Genomic DNA, 19658 nt, shown 5'->3' on the forward strand with positions numbered 1-19658 from the left:
CAATGCTGGATTATGGCTTAGCTAAAAAAATAGACGATCGCCATCACAATAACACAAATAGAACAGAGCAATAAATCACCGGAAAAATTTTTCAATGAATCCAAATAGTCATTGCTGTTCTTATTTAATTTGTTAATGGCATCGCTTTCGTTATCAGCCTCTACTTCGACATGATGCTTTCTGAAGCCTTTCCGCTTCATATCCTTAATAATTTCGCGTGTAACCACGTCCTTTCTTAGCACTTTTGATTCATCACTCTTTATAAAAACAACATATCTATTCATCATATACCCCATAAAAGCACAGAATTTTACTTCTGTGCTGGGATTGCATCGGTTAATTAGCGTTTGGTTCCGAATTCTCTGGCTTCTCTCGGCCCAGTGCCATTGCCGCCGTACCCATTTCTTGCAGAACCGCCATTCCCCCAGAAACCACCGGCACCGGAACCACTGCCATAAGGGCTGTTTTTTGACAGGAATGACTGAAGCCCGCGGTCACCGCCGTTATTTCCGCCGCGACTTGAAGAACCGGAGCCTCCGTTATCAGACGATCTTTTTCCACTCCCATCTCGATCCTGCCATCCACCCGACACCGCATCGAGTTGGCTGCTTAAAATTTCCTTCATCAATATTCTCCTATGGATTCACTGGGGTTACCCCGTTTAAAACGGGTTGTAGTTGCAAAAGTAAAATACACTAATAACAATCCATAACCACTCTGTATTTCATAAACAAACCAATAAGCAAAGTGTATTTTAAATATCGAAAACCATCATATTAGAATAAAACCCAGAATAATATACCGAACCTGATTACACGTAGATGCTATCGATTCAATTAATTGAACGCCAAATAATCTCAACGCCCAAGATGAATAACCCAATAAAGAAAAGGCGACGAAAAATCAGCGGGCTGCTGTGACGACGCGCGATCCCGCCCAGCCACATGCCGGCCAACGCCGGCAGCAGCGCCAACAGCGAAACGCCGAGCAACGCGCCGGGCAGCGCCTGATGCCAGGCTAATCCGGCGGCCAGCGCCAGCGTCGAGACGGTGAACGACAGCCCCAGCGCCTGCACCAGATCGTCACGCGCCAGACCCAATGCGTTCAAATAAGGCACCGCCGGTATGACGAACACGCCGGTGGCGCCGGTCAGCACGCCGGTCAACAGGCCGCACAGCGGCCCCAGCCAAGGCTCCGCCGCAGCGGAAACGCGCCAGTCGAAACGGGTAAAACCCAACAGCGCATAGCCGGTCAGGCAAATGCCCAGCGCCAGCGGCGCCAGGCGGCCGTCGATGGCGGTGAGCGTGCCGGCGCTCAGCAAGGTTCCCAGCGTGACGCACAGCATCATCGGCCAGAGCCGACGGCACAGCGCCCCCAACCGCGGCCCGCACAGCAGTTGCCACAGGTTGGTGATCAATGAGGGCAACAGCAGCAGCGCGGCGGCCTGCCCCGGCGGCATCATCAGGCTGAGCAGCCCCATCGACACCGTCGGCAACCCCAAACCGATCGCCCCTTTGACCGTGCCGGCCAGCGTAAAAATGCCCGTCAGGGCGACAATTTCGAGTAACGTCAGCGACATGCGTCTATCCTTATGGCGAATCAACGGCCCGATTGTGGCCGGCGCCGCGCCACGGCACAATGCGGCAATGGCAGAGCCTGCCTGCGGCAAAGACTGAGGAAGAACGCATGCATTTTGACTTTATCGATCTGCGGCTGTTGGCGGCGGTGCTCGAGACCGGCAGCATCACCGCCGGCGCCGAGCGCGTCGGGCTGTCGCTGGCCGCCGCCAGCGCACGCATGCGCGGGCTGGAGCAACAGGCCGGCGTGGCGCTGCTGACGCGCAATCCGCGCGGCGTCCAGGCGACGCCCGCCGGTGAACGCCTGTTGCAACACGCGCGCGTGCTGCTGCAGCAGCGCGACCGGCTGCGCGGCGACATGGCCGAGTTCGCACCGGGCCAGCGCAGCCAGCTGCGCATCGTCGCCAATACCGTCGCCGCCGACGCTTTTCTGCCGGAACTGCTGGCGGATTTTCTGGTGCTGCATCCGTACACCGACATCACGCTGGAGGAGCTGCCCAGCCCGGCCATCGCGCTGGCGATCGCCGAACGGGCGGCGGATATCGGCATCGTGGCGGATCATGCCGATCTGCGCGGGCTGGCAAGCTACCCCTTCCGGCAGGATCGTCTGGTGCTGGCGCTGCCGCCGGGGCATGCGCTCAGCGGCCGCCGCCAGCTCAGCTTTGCGGACGCCCTGCCTTTCGACTTTATCGGCCTGCCGGAACAGAGCGCGCTGCAACAGCATTTGGAGCAGCTGGCGATACGCAGCGGCGGCCCGATGCGGCTGCGGGCGCGCGCCGCCAATTTCGACGCCATCTGCCGCATGGTGCTGCGCGGCGCCGGTCTGGCGGTGGTGCCGGAAGAGAGCGCCCGGCGGCTGCCCGAGATCCTGCGCAACGCCCTGCCGCTGACGGACGACTGGGCGATCCGGCGTCTGTCGATCGTGGTGCGCGAACGGGCGCAGCTGCCATTGCCGGCGCAGCGGCTGGTGGCATTTCTGCGCCAGGAGGAGGACGGTATTACAGGTGCTCGTTGAACCAGGCGATCTGACGGCCGATGATGCCGGCGAAATGCGGGCCGGTGTACATGTCGTAGTGCTTCGCATTCTGCTCGACGTGCAGCGCCTTTTTCGCGCTGCCTACCGCCTCATACAGCGCGATGCCCTGCTCCGGCGGATTGACGGTATCGTCGCCCGCCACCACCACCAGCACCGGGCATGTGACGCGCGCCGCATTGTCGCGCGGCTGATAGCGCAGCGTTTCGCGCACGGTCAGGAACGGGATCTTGATGTCCATCGCCGGGTAGCGCGCCTTGTTCTCCTCGAAGAACGCTTTCGACTCGTCATCGCTCAACACCCGGGTGACGGCGACAAACATCTCTTTGCCGGTGGCCTGTTTCTTCTCCGCCATTTTGTCCAGCGTGGCGATGAACGCCTGTTTTTCGTCGGCGGCCATTTTCCCCGTCACGATGGTTTCCCCGTCGGCGAAGGCCAGCTGGCTAACGATGCACTTGATGGCCGGTTCGGCCGCGGCAGCGCCGAACACGTGGCAACCGCCAAACGATGTGCCCCACAGGCCGATGCGCTCACTGTCAATCTGCGGCTGCGTTTGCACCCAACGGCTCACCGCCAGAATGTCCTCAATCTGCAGCGCCGGCACCAGCCGCCCGCGTTCACCCTCGCTAGCGCCGAAGCCGCGATAGTCAAACGTCACCGCCGCAAAACCGGCGTTGACGAAGGCCTCGGCAAAGGCCGGCAGCAACAGCTCCTGAATGCCGCAGAAGCCGTGACACAGAATAATCGCCGGAACCTTGGCCTGATTTTCAGGTAAACGAACTGTTACGGCCAGGCCGCTTTCCATTTTATGCGTGGTTAATGCCATGTTAACTTCCTGTTTTTTATAGGTAAGGTAAAAATCAGGCTAACATTAATCACCAAATGAGCGCCGCCAGTCAATAACCCAATGTAACAATTTACAATGTTAATGATTCCCCGGCTCCGCGCGCAGCCGTGCCACCTGCGCCTCCACGTCGCGCCAGGCCGGTTTGTCGCCGGCATAGCGTTGGCGCAAGTAATTCACCAGCGCCGTCACCTGCCGATCGGAAAAGCTGTCCTTAAAGCCCGGCATAAAGCCCAATTCGGCGGTAGCCGGTTTGGGGATCCCTTGCAGGATCACCTTGATCAGGTTATCGGGGCGATCGCTGAAGATATTGGTGTTATTGGCCAGATCGGGACTGACGCCGAACAGCTGCGGCCCGCCGGCGGCGGCGCTGTGGCAGGCCTGGCAAGCGCCCTGAAATAACCGCTCGCCGGCCAGTTGCCCCGCCGCCGGCAAGGCGCGGGCCGCCAACTGCGCCTGCGGTTCCACATTCAGCGTCGCCTTGGTGCTCAGCGACATCACATAGTTGGCCATCGCCCGCAGATCGCTCTGCGGCAACGTCGCCAGTTCGCTGACCACCGGCCCCATCGGCCCGGCCGCCACGCCGTGCTCGGCGGAATGCCCGCTGCGGAAGTACTGAAACAGCTGTTCCTCGGTCCAGGGCTTGTCCGCATTGGCCAATTGATTCAGCGCCGGCGCTTCCCACCCGTCCACCATTCCCCCCGCCAGGAAAGCCGCGCCGCCCTTTTCCGCCCCCAGCAGATTGCGCGGCGAATGGCAGGCGGCGCAGTGGCCGAGCCCGTTGACCAGATAGGCGCCGCGGTTCCACTGCGCGCTTTGTTGCGGATCGGGTTGAAATTCCCCCTGGCGCAGGAACAGCGCGTTCCAGCCGGCCATCAGCGGCCGCAGGTTAAACGGGAAGCGCATCTGATTGGCCGGATTGCTCTGGCGCACCGCCGGTTGCGACATCAGATAAGCGTACAGCGCCTGCATGTCGCCGTCGGTCATTTTGCTGAAGGCGGTGTAAGGAAATGCCGGATACAGATGGCGGCCGTCGCGGGCGATGCCCTGGCGCATCGCCCGATCGAACGCGGTAAACGACCAGTTGCCGATGCCGGTTGCCACGTCCGGGGTAATGTTGGTGCTGTAGAGCGTGCCGAACGGCGTCGCCATCGCCAGCCCGCCGGCGTTGGTCGCCCCTTCCGACGCGGTATGGCAAACCGCGCAGTCTCCGGCGGCGGCCAACTGGCGGCCGCGCTCCAGCGTGGCCGCCGACCAGGTGCCGGCGCCGGGCGTTGCCACCGGCGCGATCTCCGCCCGCCACGGCAAGGCGCTGCCGGCGATGCCCAGCACCGCGCCGAACAGCCCCGCCGCGCCGCCGAACCACCATTTGCCGCGCTTCTTTTTCTTGGGCGGGGCGGCCTGCCACTCGGCGTCCGGCCCGTTCAGCGCCTCGCGCAGTTTGTCCGAGGTGATCGGCAGCTCGCGAAAACGAATGCCGGTGGCGTCGAATACCGCGTTGGCGATGGCCGCCGCGCTGGGCACCGACGCCGATTCCCCGGCGCCCAGCGGCGGATCGTAAGGGCGCGGCATCATCACCACGTCCACTTCCGGCACCTCCGGGAAGGTCAGGATCGGGTAAGCCCCCCATTCTTTGGCGGAGACCGTCGATTCCTCAAAGGTCACGCGCTCTTTCAATACCCGGCTGGTCGATTGCAACACGTTGCCGTGAATTTGGTGGCGCACGCCGTCCGGGTTGACCATCATGCCCGCGTCGTGGCCGACCACGATGCGCGTCACCGCCACTTCGCCGCTGGCTTTGTCGATCGCCACGTCGGCCACCCAGGCGGCCCAGGCCGCGCCAAAGCCGGGAAACTTGCTGTGGATGTAACGGGCGTAGGCAAAGCCGCGCCCGCGCAGCACGCCGTCTTCCGCCGGGGTCTGCATCGGTTCGGTATGCGGCGTCCAGCCGGCGCGTTCTGCCGTGCTGCGCATCAGCTCACTGGCGCGTTCGTCATCGATATAGCGCAGCCGATATTCCAGCGGATCGACGCCGGCGGCGTGGGCCAGCTCATCGATATAAGACTCGTGGGCGAAGGTGTTCGGCAAGGCGGAAACGCCGCGCATCCAGGAGGCGCGCACGATCGGCGCCATGTCCTCGATGCTGACGCGCAGCGCCGGATATTCGTAAGGCGGCACCGAGGTGCGGTCGCCCATTTCATAGGCCACCGGCAGCGGTTCAACCCGGCCGGTCAGCAGCAGCGCCAGCGTCGGCGCGCCGTTGGAAGGATAATAGGTGCGAAAATCGTAGGCGACCGGATGCCCGGCGGCGTCCAGCCCGCCGTCCACCTCCATCAGCTGCGCCGTGCCCTTCGGTTCCCACACATGTTCTTGCTCGCGGGTCAGCTGCACCCGCACCGGCCTGCCCACCGCACGCGACAGCAGCGCTGCGTCGGCGCAGACGTCATCGGCGCAATTGCGGCCATAGCAACCGGCCGCCTCCATGCGAACGATCTCGATCTGCGCTTCCGGGTATTCCAGCAGCCAGGCCAGATCGGCGCGCAGCAGGTGCGGGTTCTGGCTGCCCGACCAGACCTGCAGGCGCTCCGGCCGGTAGTCCGCCAGCGCGCAGGAAGGGCCAATCGAGGCGTGCAGCTGATACGGCCACAGGTAGCTGCGGGTGAAACGCCTGTCGGCGGCCGCCAGCGCCGCGTCCACATCGCCGGTATCATGCACCACCCGGGTCGAGTGCGGGTTGTCGCGCAGCGCCTGCGCCACGTCGGTCATCTGCGGCAAATTGCGCCGCCAGTCTTTCCAACTGACCTGCAGCGCCTGCGCCGCCTTGATCGCCTGCTCTTCGCGCTCGGCGACAATGCCGATGAAATCGCCGATCACCACCAGTTTGACGATGCCGGGAATATGCGCGATCGAGGTTTCATCCACCGCCAGCAGGCTGGTGCCGACGAATTCGCCGCTGTCGTACCCGGCATAGGGCGGCCGCACCACCCGGCCGTGCAGCATATTCGGCAGGCGCATATCGTGTACATAGGTGGTTTCACCGGTCGCCTTGGCCGGAATATCGACGCGCGCGGCGCTGGTGCCCACCAGGCGATATTCTGCCTGCGGTTTCAGCGGTGCGTCGCCGGAAATCGACAGCTCGACATGACCGCCGGCCACCAGCTCGGCGTAGCTCAGCGCCTGCCCCTGCGGGCTGCGGATCACGCCATCCTCCAGCGTCAGCTGTTCCACCGGCGCATCGAAGCGCTGCGCCGCCTGGCGCAACAGCCAACGGCGCGCTTCGGCGGCGGCGTTGCGCAGCGGCACGGCGGAGATCTGCAGCGTTGCGCTGGCGATGGTGGCGCCCTGATTCGGCGCGCGCTCGGTATCGCCCAACACCATGCGCACCTGATCCATGCGCAGGTACAGCTCTTCGGCGACGATCTGGCCGAGCGCGGTGCGCACGCCGGTGCCGAGATCGACATGGCCGTTAAAGGCATAGATTTCGCCGCTGTCGCACAGGGCGATAAACAGCCCTTGCTCCCTGGGCTTCAGCACCGGCGTTTGCCCTTTGGGCACCGGCCCCGAAGGCGGTTGCACGCTGTCGACGATCAGCAGCACGCCGTCGCGCTGCAGCAATTCGGCCTGGCTCGGCGATGAGGGACGGGAATCAGTCATAAGCGTGAGCGCCCTCATCGCGGCAGAGAATGATGGCGCGCTGAACCGCACGCAGGATTTCGAGATGGGTGCCGCAGCGGCACAGGTTGCCGGACAGCGCCTGACGGATCTCCGCCTCGCTCGGAGCGGGATTGCGATCCAACAGGGCTTTGGTGGTCATGATCATGCCGTTGAGGCAGTAGCCGCATTGCGCCGCCTGCTCTTCGATAAAGGCGCGCTGCACCGGGTGCGGGCGCTGGCGATCGCCAAGGCCTTCCAGAGTCACGATCGCCCGCCCGGACACGCCAAGCGCCGGGATCACGCAGGAGCGCGCCGCCACGCCGTCGATCAACACGGTACAGGCGCCGCATTCGCCCAGGCCGCAGCCGTATTTCGGGCCGTTGAGCGCCAGATCGTTGCGCAGTACCAGCAAGAGCGGCGTATCCGCCATCACCTGCGCATGAAACTGTTCGCCGTTCACCGACAGCATCAGCGGATGCTCCGTCAGCGTGGTTTTCGTGCCTTCCCTGGGCGATTGCACTTCAGATATCGCCATTGTTCGCGTCTCCGCCTGCACTTGATGGTCTTATGGGCTGGCCTCTCGCCACCGACCACCAGGCAACCGACGTTGCGTGGGCGGATCTTCCAGCATTTTATTCAGCAGGAATATCAGCGCTATCCGTTCGGCCGGGTTGAGCGTGCCGAACGTCAGCTCTGTGATTTTCGCCGCCTGCGGCACCGTTTCCGTCAGCAGCACGGCGCCGGCGTCGGTCAGGCCGACCACCACCTTGCGCCGATCCACCGGATCCGGCGTCACCGTGATCAGATCGCGCGCCTTTAGCCGCTCGACGATGCCGCGTATGGTGGCCTGATCCACCGCCGTCACCTGCACCAGCTCGGTCAGCGAGCTCGGCCCCATATCGCGCACCGCGCACAGGGTGATGAACTGCACCGCCGTCAGCTGCGAATCGCCGACGTTTTGCTGAAAAATCGCCAGGTGGCGCTGATAAACCTTGCGCAGCAGGTGCCCGACTTGCTCGGTAAAATGATAATTTTCGGGTTGGCCGCTCACGGCTGACGGGTATTCGGGGGGCGTCATTGCGTTACTCTCACCATCTATGGAATTCACGAGAATAGTACAAACCCCCGCCGTTGGCAGCAACGATTAAGCCCGACGCACGCGCGAGGCCTCCGGTGCCACCACTTCCCCGTCCGCCACCACCGTTTGCCCGTCGAGGCGGATGTCGCAGCGGCGCAGCGCGATGTCCATATGGCAAGGCGTTTTGCGCGTGCCGCCCACTTCGGTGTTCGGCCCGGTGGAGAACAGGAAGTTGCCGTAGAACGCGCGCGCGTCCATGCACATGCCGTCGTTCTTGTCGTGCAGGCCCATCGCCGTCCACTGGGCGCGCGGCTGCAGGCCCCAGCCGATATGCGAGATGCCGTACACCTCCGGATCGTCGAAGTATTTCATGTATTCGCGCAGGTATTCCGCCTCGAAGCCGCCGTGAATGCGGGTGACGAAGCCTTGTTCGATCTCCAGCGTGATGCGTTCGCGCGCGTAGCTTTTAAACGGCAGCAAGATATCGCCGACCTCCAGCACCAACACCCCTTCCGCCTGCTCCTCATTCGGCCAGGTGAACAGGAACCCGCTCGGCCAGTGATCCCAGCGCCCCGGTTCATCGGCATAGCCGTACTCGGTCACCGTCGGGTATTGCCCGAGCGGCGCGCGGAAATCGCTGCCGGCGGCGGAGGTTACCTGCATCAGCTTCGCCTGCTCCAGCACGGCGGCGGCGGCCAGCACCCGCGCCTTGTCCTCCGCGTTAGGCAACATGCGCGCCAGCACCTCCGGCGGCTCCACCGCCAGCAGGATGCGGGTGCCGGTTTTCAGGATCTGCTCCTGCTCCGGCGAATGCAGCAGCATCATGGTATCGACGATCAGGTCGGCGGCCTCCAGCGCACGCTGCGCCGCCAGGTTGCCGGTCAGCGCGGTATCGCCGCAATAGGCGGTCATGTCGTTGCCCATCGCCCGCGGATGGTTGAACGCCGGCAGCTCGACGGCATACACCCTGGCGCCCAGCCGCAGCGCCGCGTCGGTCGCGGCGCGCACCGTGCGCGCATCGGAATAATGGCTTTTCAAAATCGCCACGCTCTGCGAAGCATCGACCTTCGACAGCGTAAGCACCTGCTCGAACAGCTGTACCAACTGGGTTTCATTGACCGCCATGGCCTGTCTCCTGTCTCGTCAAGGGTGTCCGACGCCCGCAAGGCGGCGGTGATTTTTCAAACAATTTAAAGCGAACACACTCATTTTTATCTAAATCAAAAAATCAAAGGAAAGCAAGCTGCGAATATCCACCATAAGAAAGTCCTATTTCACCCCTTGTCAATCCTGTGATTAACATGAGTTTAACAGTAAAGCGCTGTCAATTAGCGTGAGCAAGATCTGATTTAACACTTTTGCAACTTTGCGTTATCTAGCGCATACACTATAAATCGATCGTCCAGCCATGCGTTGGACCTACGCTGAAAAAAGCCAACAGACAGGGGAAACATGATGAGCAAACAACCACGCATCGCCGTCGTCGGCGCCGGGCTGGGGGGTGCCGCCGCCGCCGGGCTGCTGCAAAAAGCCGGCTTTACCGTCGATCTGTATGAACAGAGCCCGGCGTTCTCGCGCCTCGGCGCCGGCATTCACATGGGGCCGAACGTACTGAAGATTTTCCGCCGGCTCGGTATTGAGCAGCGGCTGGAGCAGATGGCGTCTCATCCCGATTTCTGGTTCAGCCGCGACGCTGAAAGCGGCGACTACCTGTCGCGCATCGAACTGGGCGGCTTCGCCCGCCGGGAGTACGGCGCCGCCTATGTGACGGTGCACCGCGGCGATTTGCAGGCGTTGCAGCTCTCCGCGCTGCAGCCCGGCACCCTGCACTTCGGCAAATGCCTGAGCAAGATTGAAGATCGCGGTGACGAGGTGGTGCTGAACTTCGTCGACGGCACCTCGGCCCATGCCGACATCGTGATCGGCGCCGACGGCATCAATTCACGCATCCGCGAACATCTGCTGGGCGCCGAAGCGCCGACCTACAGCGGCTGGGTGGCCCACCGCGCGCTGATCCGCGGCGAGAAGCTGGCGAAATACAACCTGACGTTCGAAGACTGCGTGAAGTGGTGGTCGGCGGACCGCCATCTGATGGTCTACTACACCACCCAACGGCGCGACGAGTATTACTACGTCAGCGGCGTGCCGCACCCGGCCTGGGATTTCCAGGGCAGCTTCATCGACAGCAGCCGCGAAGAGATGTTCGAGACCTTCGCCGGCTACCACCCGATCGTGCAGGCGCTGATCGAATCCAGCGAGCAGGTCACCAAATGGCCATTGCTGAACCGCAAACCGCTGCCGCTGTGGAGCGAGGGCCGCCTGGTGCTGCTCGGCGATGCCTGCCACCCGATGAAGCCGCATATGGCGCAGGGCGCGGCGATGGCGATCGAAGACGCCGCCATGCTGACCCGCTGCCTGCAGGAAACCGGCCTTGGCGACTACCGCACCGCCTTCCAGCTGTATGAAGCCAACCGCAAGGAGCGCGCTTCACGGGTGCAGGCGGTGTCCAACGCCAACACCTTCCTGCGCACCCAGGAAGATCCGGCCTGGGTCTACGGCTATGACCTGTACGCGCAAGCGCTGAAATCGGAGAACGCCGCATGAGCACCTTCCTCTACGGCGCCCACGTTCACGCCAACGGCATTCGCCAACACTACCTGCGCTACGGCGGCCACGGCCCGGCGCTGATCCTGATCCCCGGCATCACCAGCCCGGCGATCACCTGGGGTTTCGTCGCCGAGCGGCTGGGGGAAAAATACGACGTCTACGTGCTCGACGTGCGCGGCCGCGGTTTGTCGTCCAGCGGCCCGGAACTGGCTTATGACGCGGAGACCTGCGCGCAGGACGTCAACGCCTTCGCCGCCGCGCTGAGCCTGGACAGTTACGCCCTGCTCGGCCATTCGATGGGCGCCCGCTTCGCCCTGCGCGCCGCCGTTTTGCAGCCCGCCGGCGTGCGGCGGCTGGTGCTGGTCGATCCGCCGGTTTCCGGCCCCGGCCGCCGCGCCTATCCCGGCCAATGGCCGTGGTACGCCGACTCGATCCGGCAGTCGCTGCCGGGCATGAGCGCCGAGCAGATGCGCGCCTTCTGCCCGACCTGGAGCGAAGAGCAGCGCCGGCTGCGCGCCGAGTGGCTGCACACCTGCTACGAGCCGGCGATCCAACGCGCCTACGACGATTTTCATCAGGTGGACAGCCACCGCGACTACCCGCTGCTGACCATGCCGACGCTGCTGATGGCCGCGGGCAAAGGCGGCGTCATTCAGCCCGAAGACCGGGCGGAGATCCGCGCGCTGCAGCCGGAGATCGCCATCGTCGAGGTCGAGAACGCCGGGCACATGATCCCGTGGGACGACTTCGACGGCTTCTTCCGCGCCCTGGGCGATTTTCTGGATTAACTGAGGAACACCGACATGAGCAACCACTACCGCATCGGCCAGATCGTGCCCAGCTCCAACACCACGATGGAAACCGAGATCCCGGCGATGCTGGGCGCGCGCCAGCTGATACGCCCGGAGCGCTTCACCTTTCACTCCAGCCGCATGCGCATGAAGCACGTCAATAAAGAAGAGCTGGCGGCGATGGACGCCGAGTCCGATCGCTGCGCGCTGGAGCTGTCCGACGCGCGGGTCGACGTGCTCGGCTACGCCTGCCTGGTGGCCATCATGGCGATGGGGCTGGGCTACCACCGCGAATCGCAGGCTCGGCTGGCGCAGGTGACGAAAGACAATCAGGCCGCCGCGCCGGTTATCAGCAGCGCCGGCGCGCTGGTCAACGGCCTGAAGGTGATCGGCGCCAAACGCATTGCGCTGGTGGCGCCCTACATGAAACCGCTGACCCAGCTGGTGGTGGACTACATCCAGCACGAAGGCATTGAGGTCAAGGTATGGCGCGCGCTGGAGATCCCGGACAACCTCGAAGTCGGCCGGCACGATCCGGCCAGGCTGCCGGGGATCGTCGCCGAGATGGATTTACGCGAGGTCGATGCTATCGTGCTGTCCGCCTGCGTGCAGATGCCTTCGCTGCCGGCGGTTCCGACGGTGGAGGCCCAAACCGGCAAGCCGGTGATCACCGCCGCCATCGCCACCACTTACGCGATGCTGACCGCGCTGGAGCTGGAACCGATCGTTCCCGGCGCCGGCGCCCTGCTGTCCGGCGCCTATTGAGGAGGCAGAATGAACGACACCCTCAGCGACAACTACCGCGGCGTCTGGGACCAGCGTATCGGCTTCGGCCGGCGCCCGGCGCTGCTGGCGATCGACTTTATGCAGGCCTACACCACCGAAGGCGCGCCGCTGTTCGCGCCGGGCGTGGTGAGCGCGGTCGAGGAGAGCCGCGAGCTGCTGGCCTGCGCGCGCCGCACGGGAATTCCTGTCATCCACACCCATATCCGCTATCATGCAGGCCATTTTGCCGATGGCGGTCTGTGGGTCAAAAAAGCGCCGGTGATGAAGGACATGGTGGCGGGCAACCCGCTGGCGGCGTTCTGCCCGGCGGTAGCGCCGCTGGCCGATGAGGTGGTGCTGAGCAAGCAATACGCCAGCGCCTTCTTCGGCACCGCGCTGGCGCCGCTGCTGGTGGCGCAAGGGATCGACACGCTGCTGATGATCGGCTGCTCCACCAGCGGCTGCATCCGCGCCAGCGCGGTGGACGCGGTGCAGCACGGCTTTCGCGCCATGGTGGTGCGCGAGTGCGTCGGCGATCGTCACCCCGGCCCGCACGAAGCCAACCTGTTCGACATCGACAGCAAATACGGCGACGTGGTGCACAAACGGGAGGCGCTCGACTACCTGAACCGGTTATGAGTCAAGGATTCACCTGCAACGACAATAACGAAGGCGCAAACAGCGCCTCACGCGACCGCCCGAAACAGGGCGGCGCCCCTGCAACGCAAACACAACAGGCGCCTCCTGCGGAGGCCAACACGTACCACCTGGAGACAACATCATGGCCATTGTCGACACCCCGCTGGCGGGGAAAGCGGACGCAGAATCGCTGCTGCTGTACCGCAAAATCACCTGGAAACTGATCCCGTTTCTTTGCCTGTGTTACCTGGCGGCCTACCTCGATCGCATCAACGTCGGGCTGGCCAAGCTGCAGATGGCCGACGCGCTGCAGCTGAGCGAAGCGGCCTTCGGCCTCGGCGCCGGGCTGTTCTTCGTCGGCTATATTCTGTTCGAAGTGCCGAGCAACCTGATCCTGCAGCGCGTCGGCGCCAAAATGTGGATCGCCCGCATCATGATCACCTGGGGGCTGTTGTCCACCGCCACCATGTTCGTCACCACGCCGACCCAGTTCTACGTCATTCGTTTCCTGCTCGGCGTGGCGGAGGCCGGTTTTTTGCCCGGCGTGCTCTTTTACCTGACGCTGTGGTTCCCGACCTATCGCCGCGGCCGCATCATCGCGCTGTTCATGATCGGCCTGCCGCTGTCCAGCGTGATCGGCGGGCCGCTGTCCGGCTGGATCATGGGCCATTTCGACATGCTTCACGGGCTGCACGGCTGGCAATGGCTGTTTTTGCTGGAGGGCATTCCCAGCGTGCTGTTGGGCGTGCTGACCTTTTGGCTGTTGCCTAACACCTACCAGCAGGCCAAGTGGCTGACGCCCGAGGAGAAACAGCGCATCGCCGACGATCTGGCGCGCGACGACGCCGAGGCCGATCACGGCAAGCACAGCTTCCGCGACGGCTTCTTCAACCTGAAAGTCTGGATGCTCGGCGGCATCGACTTCGCCATTCTGCTCAGCGCCTACGCCATGGGCTTTTGGATGCCGACCTTCATCAAAACCGCCGGCGTCACCGACATCACCACCATCGGTTACCTGACGGCGATCCCCAGCGTCGCCGCCCTGCTCGGCATGTTGCTGATCGGCAGCAGTTCCGACCGGCTGCGCGAACGGCGCTGGCATATCATCGTGCCGTTTATCGTCGGCGCGCTGGCGATGGCCGGCAGCACCTTCTTCACCCACAATGCGCTGGCCACGGTGCTGCTGTTCTCCATCGCCCAGGCGGCGATCATCGGTGCGGTGCCGGTGTTCTTCAGCCTGCCGGCCACCTTCCTGCGCGGCACGGCGGCGGCGACCGGCTTCGCGCTGGCCTGTTCGCTGGCCAACATCGCCGGGCTGGTGAGCAATTCGCTGATGGGGCTGGCGTTGGATCTGACCGGCAAGAGCGGCGGCGCGCTCTGGGCCTTCGCCGGCTGCCTGCTGCTCAGCTCGCTGCTGGTAGTGGCCCTGCCGGCCAAGGTGGTGAACCGCTGAATGTCGACCAAGCCAAAAAGACCAAGGGCGCATAACGCGCCCTTTTGTTTGCTTACCGGGAGTGGCCGAACTTACTCGTCCTTCAACCCGCGGTTGATCAGCATCGGTTCGATGCTCGGTTCTTTGCCGCGCCAGTCGATGTACAGCTTCTCCAGATCCTGGCTGTTGCCGCGCGACAGGATCATGTCGCGGAAGCGCTGGCCGTTTTCGGCGGTCAGGCCGCCGTGTTCGGTGAACCACTGGAAGGCGTCGTCCGCCAGCATTTCCGTCCACAGATAGGCATAGTAGCCCGCGGCATAGCCGTTACCCCAGATGTGCTGGAAGTAGCTGGAGCGGTAGCGCGGCGGCACGTAGCTGAGATCGACCTTGTCTTTTTGCAGCGACTCGGCCTCGAACTTGTCCACGTCCTGCTGCGGCTGATCGGCGGTCAGCATGTGCCAGTGCATGTCCAGCAGCGCGGCGGACAGCAGCTCGGTCATGCTGTAGCCCTTGTTGAACTTGTCGGCCTTCTTGATCTTGTCGACCAGTTCCTGCGGCATCGCCTCGCCGGTCTGGTAGTGCTTGGCGAAGTGGCTGAACACTTTCGGATCGCTGACCCAGTGCTCGTTGAACTGCGACGGGAACTCGACGAAGTCGCGCGCGGTGTTGGTGCCCGACAGGCTCGGGTATTCCTGATCGGCGAACATGCCGTGCAGCGCATGGCCGAACTCGTGGAACATGGTGATTACGTCGTCATACGACAGCAGCGCCGGCTGGCCCGGTGCCGGTTTGGTGAAGTTGGCGACGTTGTAAATCACCGGCTTGGTGCCGTTGAGCTTCGACTGATCGACGAAGTTGCTCATCCAGGCGCCGCCGCCCTTGTTGTCGCGCTTGAAGTAGTCGGTGTAGAACAGCGCCAGCGACTTGCCGTCCTTGTCGAACACTTCGTACACCTTGACGTCCGGCTGATAGACCGGGATGTCCTGGCGCTCCTTGAAACTGATGCCGTACAGCAGGTTGGCGGCGTAGAACACGCCGTTGTTCAGCACGTTGTTCAGCTCGAAGTAAGGCTTGATCTGCGACTCGTCCAGATCGTACTTGGCCTTGCGCACCTGTTCGGCATAGAACTGCCAGTCCCAGGCCTGCACCTTGAAGTCGCCTTTCTGCTGGTCGATCACCGCCTGAATGTCTTTGGCTTCACGCTCGGCGCGCGCGGTGGCCGCCGGCACGATGTTGCGCATAAAGCTCAGCGCGGCATCCGGCGTCTTGGCCATCTGGTTTTGCAGTTTCCAGGCGGCGTAGTTCGGGTAGCCCAGCAGCCTGGCCTGCTCGGCGCGCACCTTGGCCAGACGGGAAATGGTCTGGCGGGTATCGTTGCCGTCGCCCTTCTCCGCACGAGTCCAGGAGGCGTCGAACAGCGCCTGGCGGGTGTCGCGATCTTTCAGGCTCTGCAGCAACGGCTGTTGCGTGGTGTTTTGCAGCACCAGCAGCCACTGTTTCTCCAGCTTGCGTTCGGCGGCCGCCTGGGCCGCCGCAGCCAGCTCGCCTTCCGACAGGCCGTCCAGCTTCGCCTGGTCGGTTATCGCCAGCGCACCGTTTTTGCTCGCCGCCAGCAGCTTGTTGGTGAACTGGGTGCTCAGCGTCGCCGCTTCCTGGTTCAGCGCCTTCAGCTTGGCCTTGTCGGCGTCCGACAGGTTGGCGCCCGCCAGCTCGAAGTTCTTGTAGGTCACTTCCACCAGCCGGCGCGACTCCGGATCCAGCTTCAGCGCATCGCGATCCTGATAGATGGACTTGATGCGCGCGAACAGCTTGCCGTTGAGCATGATGTCGTCGTTCAGCGCCGCCAGCTTCGGCGAGGTTTCTTCATCCAGCTTTTGCAGCGCGTCGCTGGTGTTGGCCGAGGTCATGGCGCCGAACACGTTCATCACCCGCGTCAGCAGCGAACCGGCCTGCTCCAGCGCCACCAAGGTATTCTTGAAATTAGGCTTGGCCGGGTTGTTGGCGATCTTCTCCACCTCTTCCCGCTTTTGCTTGATGCCCGCTTCGATCGCCGGCGCGTAGTCGCTCTCCTTGATCAGGTTGAACGGCGGCGCCTGGAACGGCAGACGGCTTTGATAGAAGAACGGATTTTGAGTCTTTTGCTTGTCGTGCTGATTGGCTTCACCGGTCACGTTAGCCTCCTTCGCCTGGCCGCTGGGCAGTGCGCTATGGTCGGCGTGAGGTTGGGTTTCTGCTGCCTGTGCCTGCGAGCCCAGCGCCATGCCGATCGCCAGCACCAATGTGGATAAACGCATCAAATCGAAACTCCTCCATGTTCACGGAATAAGGTCTCGGGGAATCGCTCCCTCTGAGTCACCTCCTAGCTTAGGTGCAGTTGGCAGTTTGAGCAAAAACAAGTGATTAGAAGTTAGCCGCCTCGCCGGCCGCTGCCAGAAGCTCCGGTGTCATCTTTGTTTTTTATCATCAACATATAGTCACATAATGTAATTAGTTTATAGGAAATTAATTCAATGCCATTGATAAATAAAGAAGAATCATAAAATACCCTGTTGACTTATCAGGTTACTCAATGTAACTTGATGTAAATTTTGATTAACGGAGCTAATCAAATTGCAGCTTATAACGGAAATAGTTCTTATTGTCATTTTCATCCTCATTATCAGTGCAACTTATAAAAACGCGAAGAAAAAAGGCTTGCGCACGTACCATATCGTCATGCTGTTCTTGATATTCCCCCTTGCCGTATTTTTAGACTACTGCCTGCAGCGCCAAGCGATCCTTTTGGATACAGCCGCCCTTAAAATCACGGCAATGTATGGTTTGTCGATGGCAGTTATTTTTTCGCTTGTGTTATCTATTACCTCTCGCAAGAAGGAGCTTAAATGAGAGCCTTAACGGAAGTTGAGTTGTCATGTATTAACGGTTCTGACGGCAATGATTCTTATAATCCGACTTCACTTATTGTCGGCAGCCTGAGCACAATAGCGAAATTGCCCACCCCCGTATCATTAGCCGTGGGCGTGGGCACAGAAATCGCTATTCAGGCCGCACCGCACATGCCGGTTAACGTTGCTATTCCACAGGTTCCCATGGGCCCAACATGGAATGGCAGTGGCGGTGGTCGCCCTTCACCGTCGTCGTCACTTTCAACACCGGATTCTTCAAATTAAAAAAACGTGGGCCTTATTATCCCTTGAAAAATAAGGCCGACATTTAACTTGCCCTGCGCCCATAAAAATAACGATTAAAAAAATGAAAAACCTCGCCATGCTTCACGAAAGCTTGATTCCTTTTGTCGCAAAAAAGACAGGTTCTCAATTACTCTGGCACAACGAATTAAGCCCTGCCGAGCAGGACGAACTGAAAAATGAGGCCAGCTATCTCATCGAAGAAAATAATCGTCATGCTATTTTTGATGACGGCACGCCGCTCTTAAACGATGAAAAAGTCTTTTTCGCCGAACGTTATGGCGGCGGGGCTATTTCGCGCAACGGCGGTGGCGCACGCTGTGGCTTTGATGGGCGATGGCAGGTTAAAGGCATCGGAGCCAATGCGTTAGTCGGTCAAGGGGCAAAGCATGTCGATGGCGAGTTGACAATGACCGGCGCAGTATTGGAGGCATTGTGGGGAAACGTCATGGCCAAACTGCTGCCTTACGGCGCCGTGCCCAATAAGGCGATCTTGCTGACCGACAACCCCATCGCCACCCTCTCTCCTGCATCGGCGGGAGATGTCCATAACCGTAAGGCGTTGCTGGTGCGCGAACCCGTCGTGCGCCCTGCACATTTTTGCCGCGCACCCTACTATCATCCTCATGATGCGATGCAAAGGCAGCCTTCGGATATTGAGCGGACCGAAAAGCTCATTGTCGCCGCACCGTCCTTTCTGCCTCGTCCCTCTGAGTTTGACGCTGTGCGCTGGTTGGCATTGCCGCAGGAAGAACGAGCATTCTACGGGCTCTGCGAGCTTGCCCGGCGCCTTGCGACGCAGATAGCTTACTGCCGTACCCGCCATTTGGTGATGATGACCTCACCCTCCAATTGCGATATGGCCGGCAGGCTGCTGGACTTTCATGGTGTTCGCAGCGTTTTTCCCGCAGAACGTCGAGATCCCGGCCGCAGCTACATTCAGCACAACAAACTCAACGAAGACGCCCCTTTGTTGCTGAGAGGCATGCAAGATCTCGCTTTTTATTTAGCCAAGCATCAATTTGGCCCGGCATTTCTCGCGGCAGCGCACCAAGGCATCGGCGCGGCCTTTAGTATGGCCTACAAGCGAGCCTGCCTGCTGGATAATCTCGGTATGGTGGGTTTTGCCCCTGCATTTTTACAACGCCTGCCTCTCACCGCCGAATGGTTCGCCTTAGGCGAACGCTTGCAAAAAATGTTCGATTTGGCTCCCGGCGTCTTTAGCCGTCGACAAGGTCTGGGCCAGGGGAATGCTCATCCGGCGATTGCCCTGTTGCATCGGCTCATCGACTCGCCCGTAAGGGTTTCCGCCGAACAACAGGGTACGACAGCGGAGGAGAAATTTTCTCTGGCATTCCAGCGGTTATACGCGAAGTACCTTCAGGAAACATCAGCGGATCAAACCGCCGCCGGATTACAACAGGCGATGAAGCAGACCGTCACCCGAAGGTTGGGCTCCCGCGCGTTCATGCGCCGTGAAGTGATTTTTCAAGAAATTGCCGGCTGGCGCGGTGAAGTCAGCGAGATCAGCGAACAGTTGCAAACCTATCTGGATCGTTTCGAGCGCCAGGCGATCAACGTATTACAATAATAACGCTGAGGATATTTCGTGAGTTTTATCAAAGAAAACCAGCAGGGTAAAAGTAAGTTCAGTCAATACGAGAGCCTGGGCTTCGCCGTTAACTGTATGCTGATGAATAAAAATTACAGTTTGTACCATATAAAAACGTTGCAGCTATGGACTCAGGAAGCGATTAATCAAAACCAATTCAAAATATTATTCGACCATTTGGATAATCCGTTAGGATATATAACCTGGGCCTACCTGAGAGATGAGACGCTGGGTCGATTTATTAACGATCCGCAGTTTCTTCTCCATACCTCAGAATGGGATGAGGGCGGCACGCTGTGTATTTTAGATTTTTGCTGCAAGCCAGGCAGCGCGCATTTATGTTTGGAACACCTTAAAACAGTTCACCCAATCGCAGAACGTCGCACGGTTGTATGGCGTTCCCGCCGAACGGGCAAACTGATGACGGTAAAAAAATAA

Annotated in this window: 19 protein-coding genes; 10 read left to right on the forward strand and 9 right to left on the reverse strand. The window is 61.2% G+C overall.

The features are described from left to right. Positions 1-17 precede the first annotated feature (17 nt). The 3 genes from ACJ8HB_RS13580 to ACJ8HB_RS13590 all read right to left on the reverse strand — a co-directional run bounded on the left by ACJ8HB_RS13580 (position 18) and on the right by ACJ8HB_RS13590 (position 1579). Positions 18-284 carry a hypothetical protein gene (locus ACJ8HB_RS13580; RefSeq protein WP_033638479.1) on the reverse strand — a complete coding sequence of 89 codons (267 nt, stop codon included), beginning with the start codon at positions 282-284 and terminating at the stop codon, positions 18-20. Positions 285-340: 56 nt separating this feature from the next. Continuing rightward, a complete protein-coding gene (locus ACJ8HB_RS13585; RefSeq protein WP_154067230.1) occupies positions 341-625 on the reverse strand; it encodes a hypothetical protein in 285 nt (94 codons plus the stop codon). A 207-nt stretch (positions 626-832) separates the two neighbouring features. After that, the gene (locus ACJ8HB_RS13590; protein WP_033655282.1) at positions 833-1579 is read right to left on the reverse strand and encodes a sulfite exporter TauE/SafE family protein; all 747 of its coding nucleotides are present in this window, start codon (positions 1577-1579) and stop codon (positions 833-835) included. A gap of 107 nt (positions 1580-1686) precedes the next feature. Here ACJ8HB_RS13590 and ACJ8HB_RS13595 point away from each other — a divergent pair, with 107 nt between their 5' ends. Further along, on the forward strand, positions 1687-2592 hold the full coding sequence (locus tag ACJ8HB_RS13595) for a LysR family transcriptional regulator (RefSeq protein ID WP_094860143.1): 906 nt from the start codon (positions 1687-1689) through the stop codon (positions 2590-2592). Here the strand turns inward: ACJ8HB_RS13595 and uilS are convergent. The 5 genes from uilS to ACJ8HB_RS13620 all read right to left on the reverse strand — a co-directional run bounded on the left by uilS (position 2576) and on the right by ACJ8HB_RS13620 (position 9311). Beyond that, positions 2576-3436: a UilS family quorum-quenching N-acyl-homoserine lactonase gene (uilS, locus tag ACJ8HB_RS13600; RefSeq protein WP_094860142.1), complete on the reverse strand. Its 861-nt coding sequence runs from the start codon at positions 3434-3436 to the stop codon at positions 2576-2578. The two genes, ACJ8HB_RS13595 and uilS, sit on opposite strands and share 17 nt — an antisense overlap. A gap of 99 nt (positions 3437-3535) precedes the next feature. Continuing rightward, positions 3536-7108, reverse strand: coding sequence for a molybdopterin cofactor-binding domain-containing protein (locus tag ACJ8HB_RS13605; protein WP_094860141.1), 3573 nt, complete (start codon positions 7106-7108; stop codon positions 3536-3538). Then, a complete protein-coding gene (locus tag ACJ8HB_RS13610) occupies positions 7101-7643 on the reverse strand; it encodes a (2Fe-2S)-binding protein (RefSeq protein WP_060436266.1) in 543 nt (180 codons plus the stop codon). Before ACJ8HB_RS13610 ends, ACJ8HB_RS13605 begins: the two co-directional genes overlap by 8 nt. A 30-nt stretch (positions 7644-7673) precedes the next feature. Further along, complete coding sequence (locus tag ACJ8HB_RS13615) at positions 7674-8186, reverse strand: MarR family winged helix-turn-helix transcriptional regulator (RefSeq protein ID WP_094860140.1); 513 nt, start codon at positions 8184-8186, stop codon at positions 7674-7676. 66 nt (positions 8187-8252) lie between these two features. Beyond that, on the reverse strand, positions 8253-9311 hold the full coding sequence (locus ACJ8HB_RS13620) for a 2,5-dihydroxypyridine 5,6-dioxygenase (RefSeq protein ID WP_015377796.1): 1059 nt from the start codon (positions 9309-9311) through the stop codon (positions 8253-8255). Positions 9312-9638: 327 nt separating this feature from the next. Between ACJ8HB_RS13620 and ACJ8HB_RS13625 the strand changes: the two genes are divergently transcribed. From ACJ8HB_RS13625 to ACJ8HB_RS13645, 5 genes are all read left to right on the forward strand, one after another. Continuing rightward, on the forward strand, positions 9639-10790 hold the full coding sequence (locus ACJ8HB_RS13625) for an FAD-dependent monooxygenase (protein ID WP_033634450.1): 1152 nt from the start codon (positions 9639-9641) through the stop codon (positions 10788-10790). Then, on the forward strand, positions 10787-11581 hold the full coding sequence (locus ACJ8HB_RS13630; RefSeq protein WP_039566278.1) for an alpha/beta hydrolase: 795 nt from the start codon (positions 10787-10789) through the stop codon (positions 11579-11581). The genes ACJ8HB_RS13625 and ACJ8HB_RS13630 overlap by 4 nt, the downstream gene beginning before the upstream one ends. A 15-nt stretch (positions 11582-11596) precedes the next feature. After that, positions 11597-12349 (forward strand): maleate cis-trans isomerase family protein, encoded by a 753-nt coding sequence (locus ACJ8HB_RS13635; RefSeq protein ID WP_015377793.1) that lies wholly within the window; start codon positions 11597-11599, stop codon positions 12347-12349. Between the two features lie 9 nt (positions 12350-12358). Next, on the forward strand, positions 12359-12988 hold the full coding sequence (locus tag ACJ8HB_RS13640) for an N-carbamoylsarcosine amidohydrolase (RefSeq protein WP_094860139.1): 630 nt from the start codon (positions 12359-12361) through the stop codon (positions 12986-12988). Between the two features lie 142 nt (positions 12989-13130). After that, positions 13131-14441: an MFS transporter gene (locus ACJ8HB_RS13645; protein WP_033655189.1), complete on the forward strand. Its 1311-nt coding sequence runs from the start codon at positions 13131-13133 to the stop codon at positions 14439-14441. 71 nt (positions 14442-14512) lie between these two features. Here the strand turns inward: ACJ8HB_RS13645 and dcp are convergent, their stop codons facing one another. Next, positions 14513-16714, reverse strand: a complete 2202-nt coding sequence (gene dcp / locus ACJ8HB_RS13650) for a peptidyl-dipeptidase Dcp (RefSeq protein ID WP_094860138.1) — start codon at positions 16712-16714, stop codon at positions 14513-14515. Between the two features lie 316 nt (positions 16715-17030). Between dcp and ACJ8HB_RS13655 the strand changes: the two genes are divergently transcribed. From ACJ8HB_RS13655 to ACJ8HB_RS13670, 4 genes are all read left to right on the forward strand, one after another. Then, a complete protein-coding gene (locus tag ACJ8HB_RS13655) occupies positions 17031-17306 on the forward strand; it encodes a hypothetical protein (protein ID WP_060420559.1) in 276 nt (91 codons plus the stop codon). Further along, a complete protein-coding gene (locus ACJ8HB_RS13660; RefSeq protein ID WP_125460888.1) occupies positions 17303-17590 on the forward strand; it encodes an E492 group microcin in 288 nt (95 codons plus the stop codon). The genes ACJ8HB_RS13655 and ACJ8HB_RS13660 overlap by 4 nt, the downstream gene beginning before the upstream one ends. Positions 17591-17672: 82 nt before the next feature. After that, positions 17673-19199, forward strand: a complete 1527-nt coding sequence (locus tag ACJ8HB_RS13665; protein WP_141240929.1) for an MchC protein — start codon at positions 17673-17675, stop codon at positions 19197-19199. Between the two features lie 18 nt (positions 19200-19217). Further along, positions 19218-19658: a toxin-activating lysine-acyltransferase gene (locus ACJ8HB_RS13670; protein ID WP_033634445.1), complete on the forward strand. Its 441-nt coding sequence runs from the start codon at positions 19218-19220 to the stop codon at positions 19656-19658.

It is taken from the genome of Serratia sp. CY27727 (genome assembly GCF_052169275.1).
In the GTDB taxonomy this organism is placed as follows: domain Bacteria; phylum Pseudomonadota; class Gammaproteobacteria; order Enterobacterales; family Enterobacteriaceae; genus Serratia; species Serratia sarumanii.

Bases quoted from the DNA above. Each gene is read 5' to 3' on its own strand.
- dcp (WP_094860138.1), bottom strand. From the start codon at position 16,714: ATGCGTTTATCCACATTGGTGCTGGCGATCGGCATGGCGCTGGGCTCG.
- ACJ8HB_RS13635 (WP_015377793.1), top strand. From the start codon at position 11,597: ATGAGCAACCACTACCGCATCGGCCAGATCGTGCCCAGCTCCAACACC.
- ACJ8HB_RS13645 (WP_033655189.1), top strand. From the start codon at position 13,131: ATGGCCATTGTCGACACCCCGCTGGCGGGGAAAGCGGACGCAGAATCG.
- ACJ8HB_RS13660 (WP_125460888.1), top strand. From the start codon at position 17,303: ATGAGAGCCTTAACGGAAGTTGAGTTGTCATGTATTAACGGTTCTGAC.
- ACJ8HB_RS13610 (WP_060436266.1), bottom strand. From the start codon at position 7,643: ATGGCGATATCTGAAGTGCAATCGCCCAGGGAAGGCACGAAAACCACG.
- ACJ8HB_RS13615 (WP_094860140.1), bottom strand. From the start codon at position 8,186: ATGACGCCCCCCGAATACCCGTCAGCCGTGAGCGGCCAACCCGAAAAT.
- ACJ8HB_RS13625 (WP_033634450.1), top strand. From the start codon at position 9,639: ATGATGAGCAAACAACCACGCATCGCCGTCGTCGGCGCCGGGCTGGGG.
- uilS (WP_094860142.1), bottom strand. From the start codon at position 3,436: ATGGCATTAACCACGCATAAAATGGAAAGCGGCCTGGCCGTAACAGTT.
- ACJ8HB_RS13630 (WP_039566278.1), top strand. From the start codon at position 10,787: ATGAGCACCTTCCTCTACGGCGCCCACGTTCACGCCAACGGCATTCGC.
- ACJ8HB_RS13605 (WP_094860141.1), bottom strand. From the start codon at position 7,108: ATGACTGATTCCCGTCCCTCATCGCCGAGCCAGGCCGAATTGCTGCAG.
- ACJ8HB_RS13585 (WP_154067230.1), bottom strand. From the start codon at position 625: ATGAAGGAAATTTTAAGCAGCCAACTCGATGCGGTGTCGGGTGGATGG.
- ACJ8HB_RS13640 (WP_094860139.1), top strand. From the start codon at position 12,359: ATGAACGACACCCTCAGCGACAACTACCGCGGCGTCTGGGACCAGCGT.
- ACJ8HB_RS13665 (WP_141240929.1), top strand. From the start codon at position 17,673: ATGAAAAACCTCGCCATGCTTCACGAAAGCTTGATTCCTTTTGTCGCA.
- ACJ8HB_RS13580 (WP_033638479.1), bottom strand. From the start codon at position 284: ATGAATAGATATGTTGTTTTTATAAAGAGTGATGAATCAAAAGTGCTA.
- ACJ8HB_RS13590 (WP_033655282.1), bottom strand. From the start codon at position 1,579: ATGTCGCTGACGTTACTCGAAATTGTCGCCCTGACGGGCATTTTTACG.
- ACJ8HB_RS13620 (WP_015377796.1), bottom strand. From the start codon at position 9,311: ATGGCGGTCAATGAAACCCAGTTGGTACAGCTGTTCGAGCAGGTGCTT.
- ACJ8HB_RS13595 (WP_094860143.1), top strand. From the start codon at position 1,687: ATGCATTTTGACTTTATCGATCTGCGGCTGTTGGCGGCGGTGCTCGAG.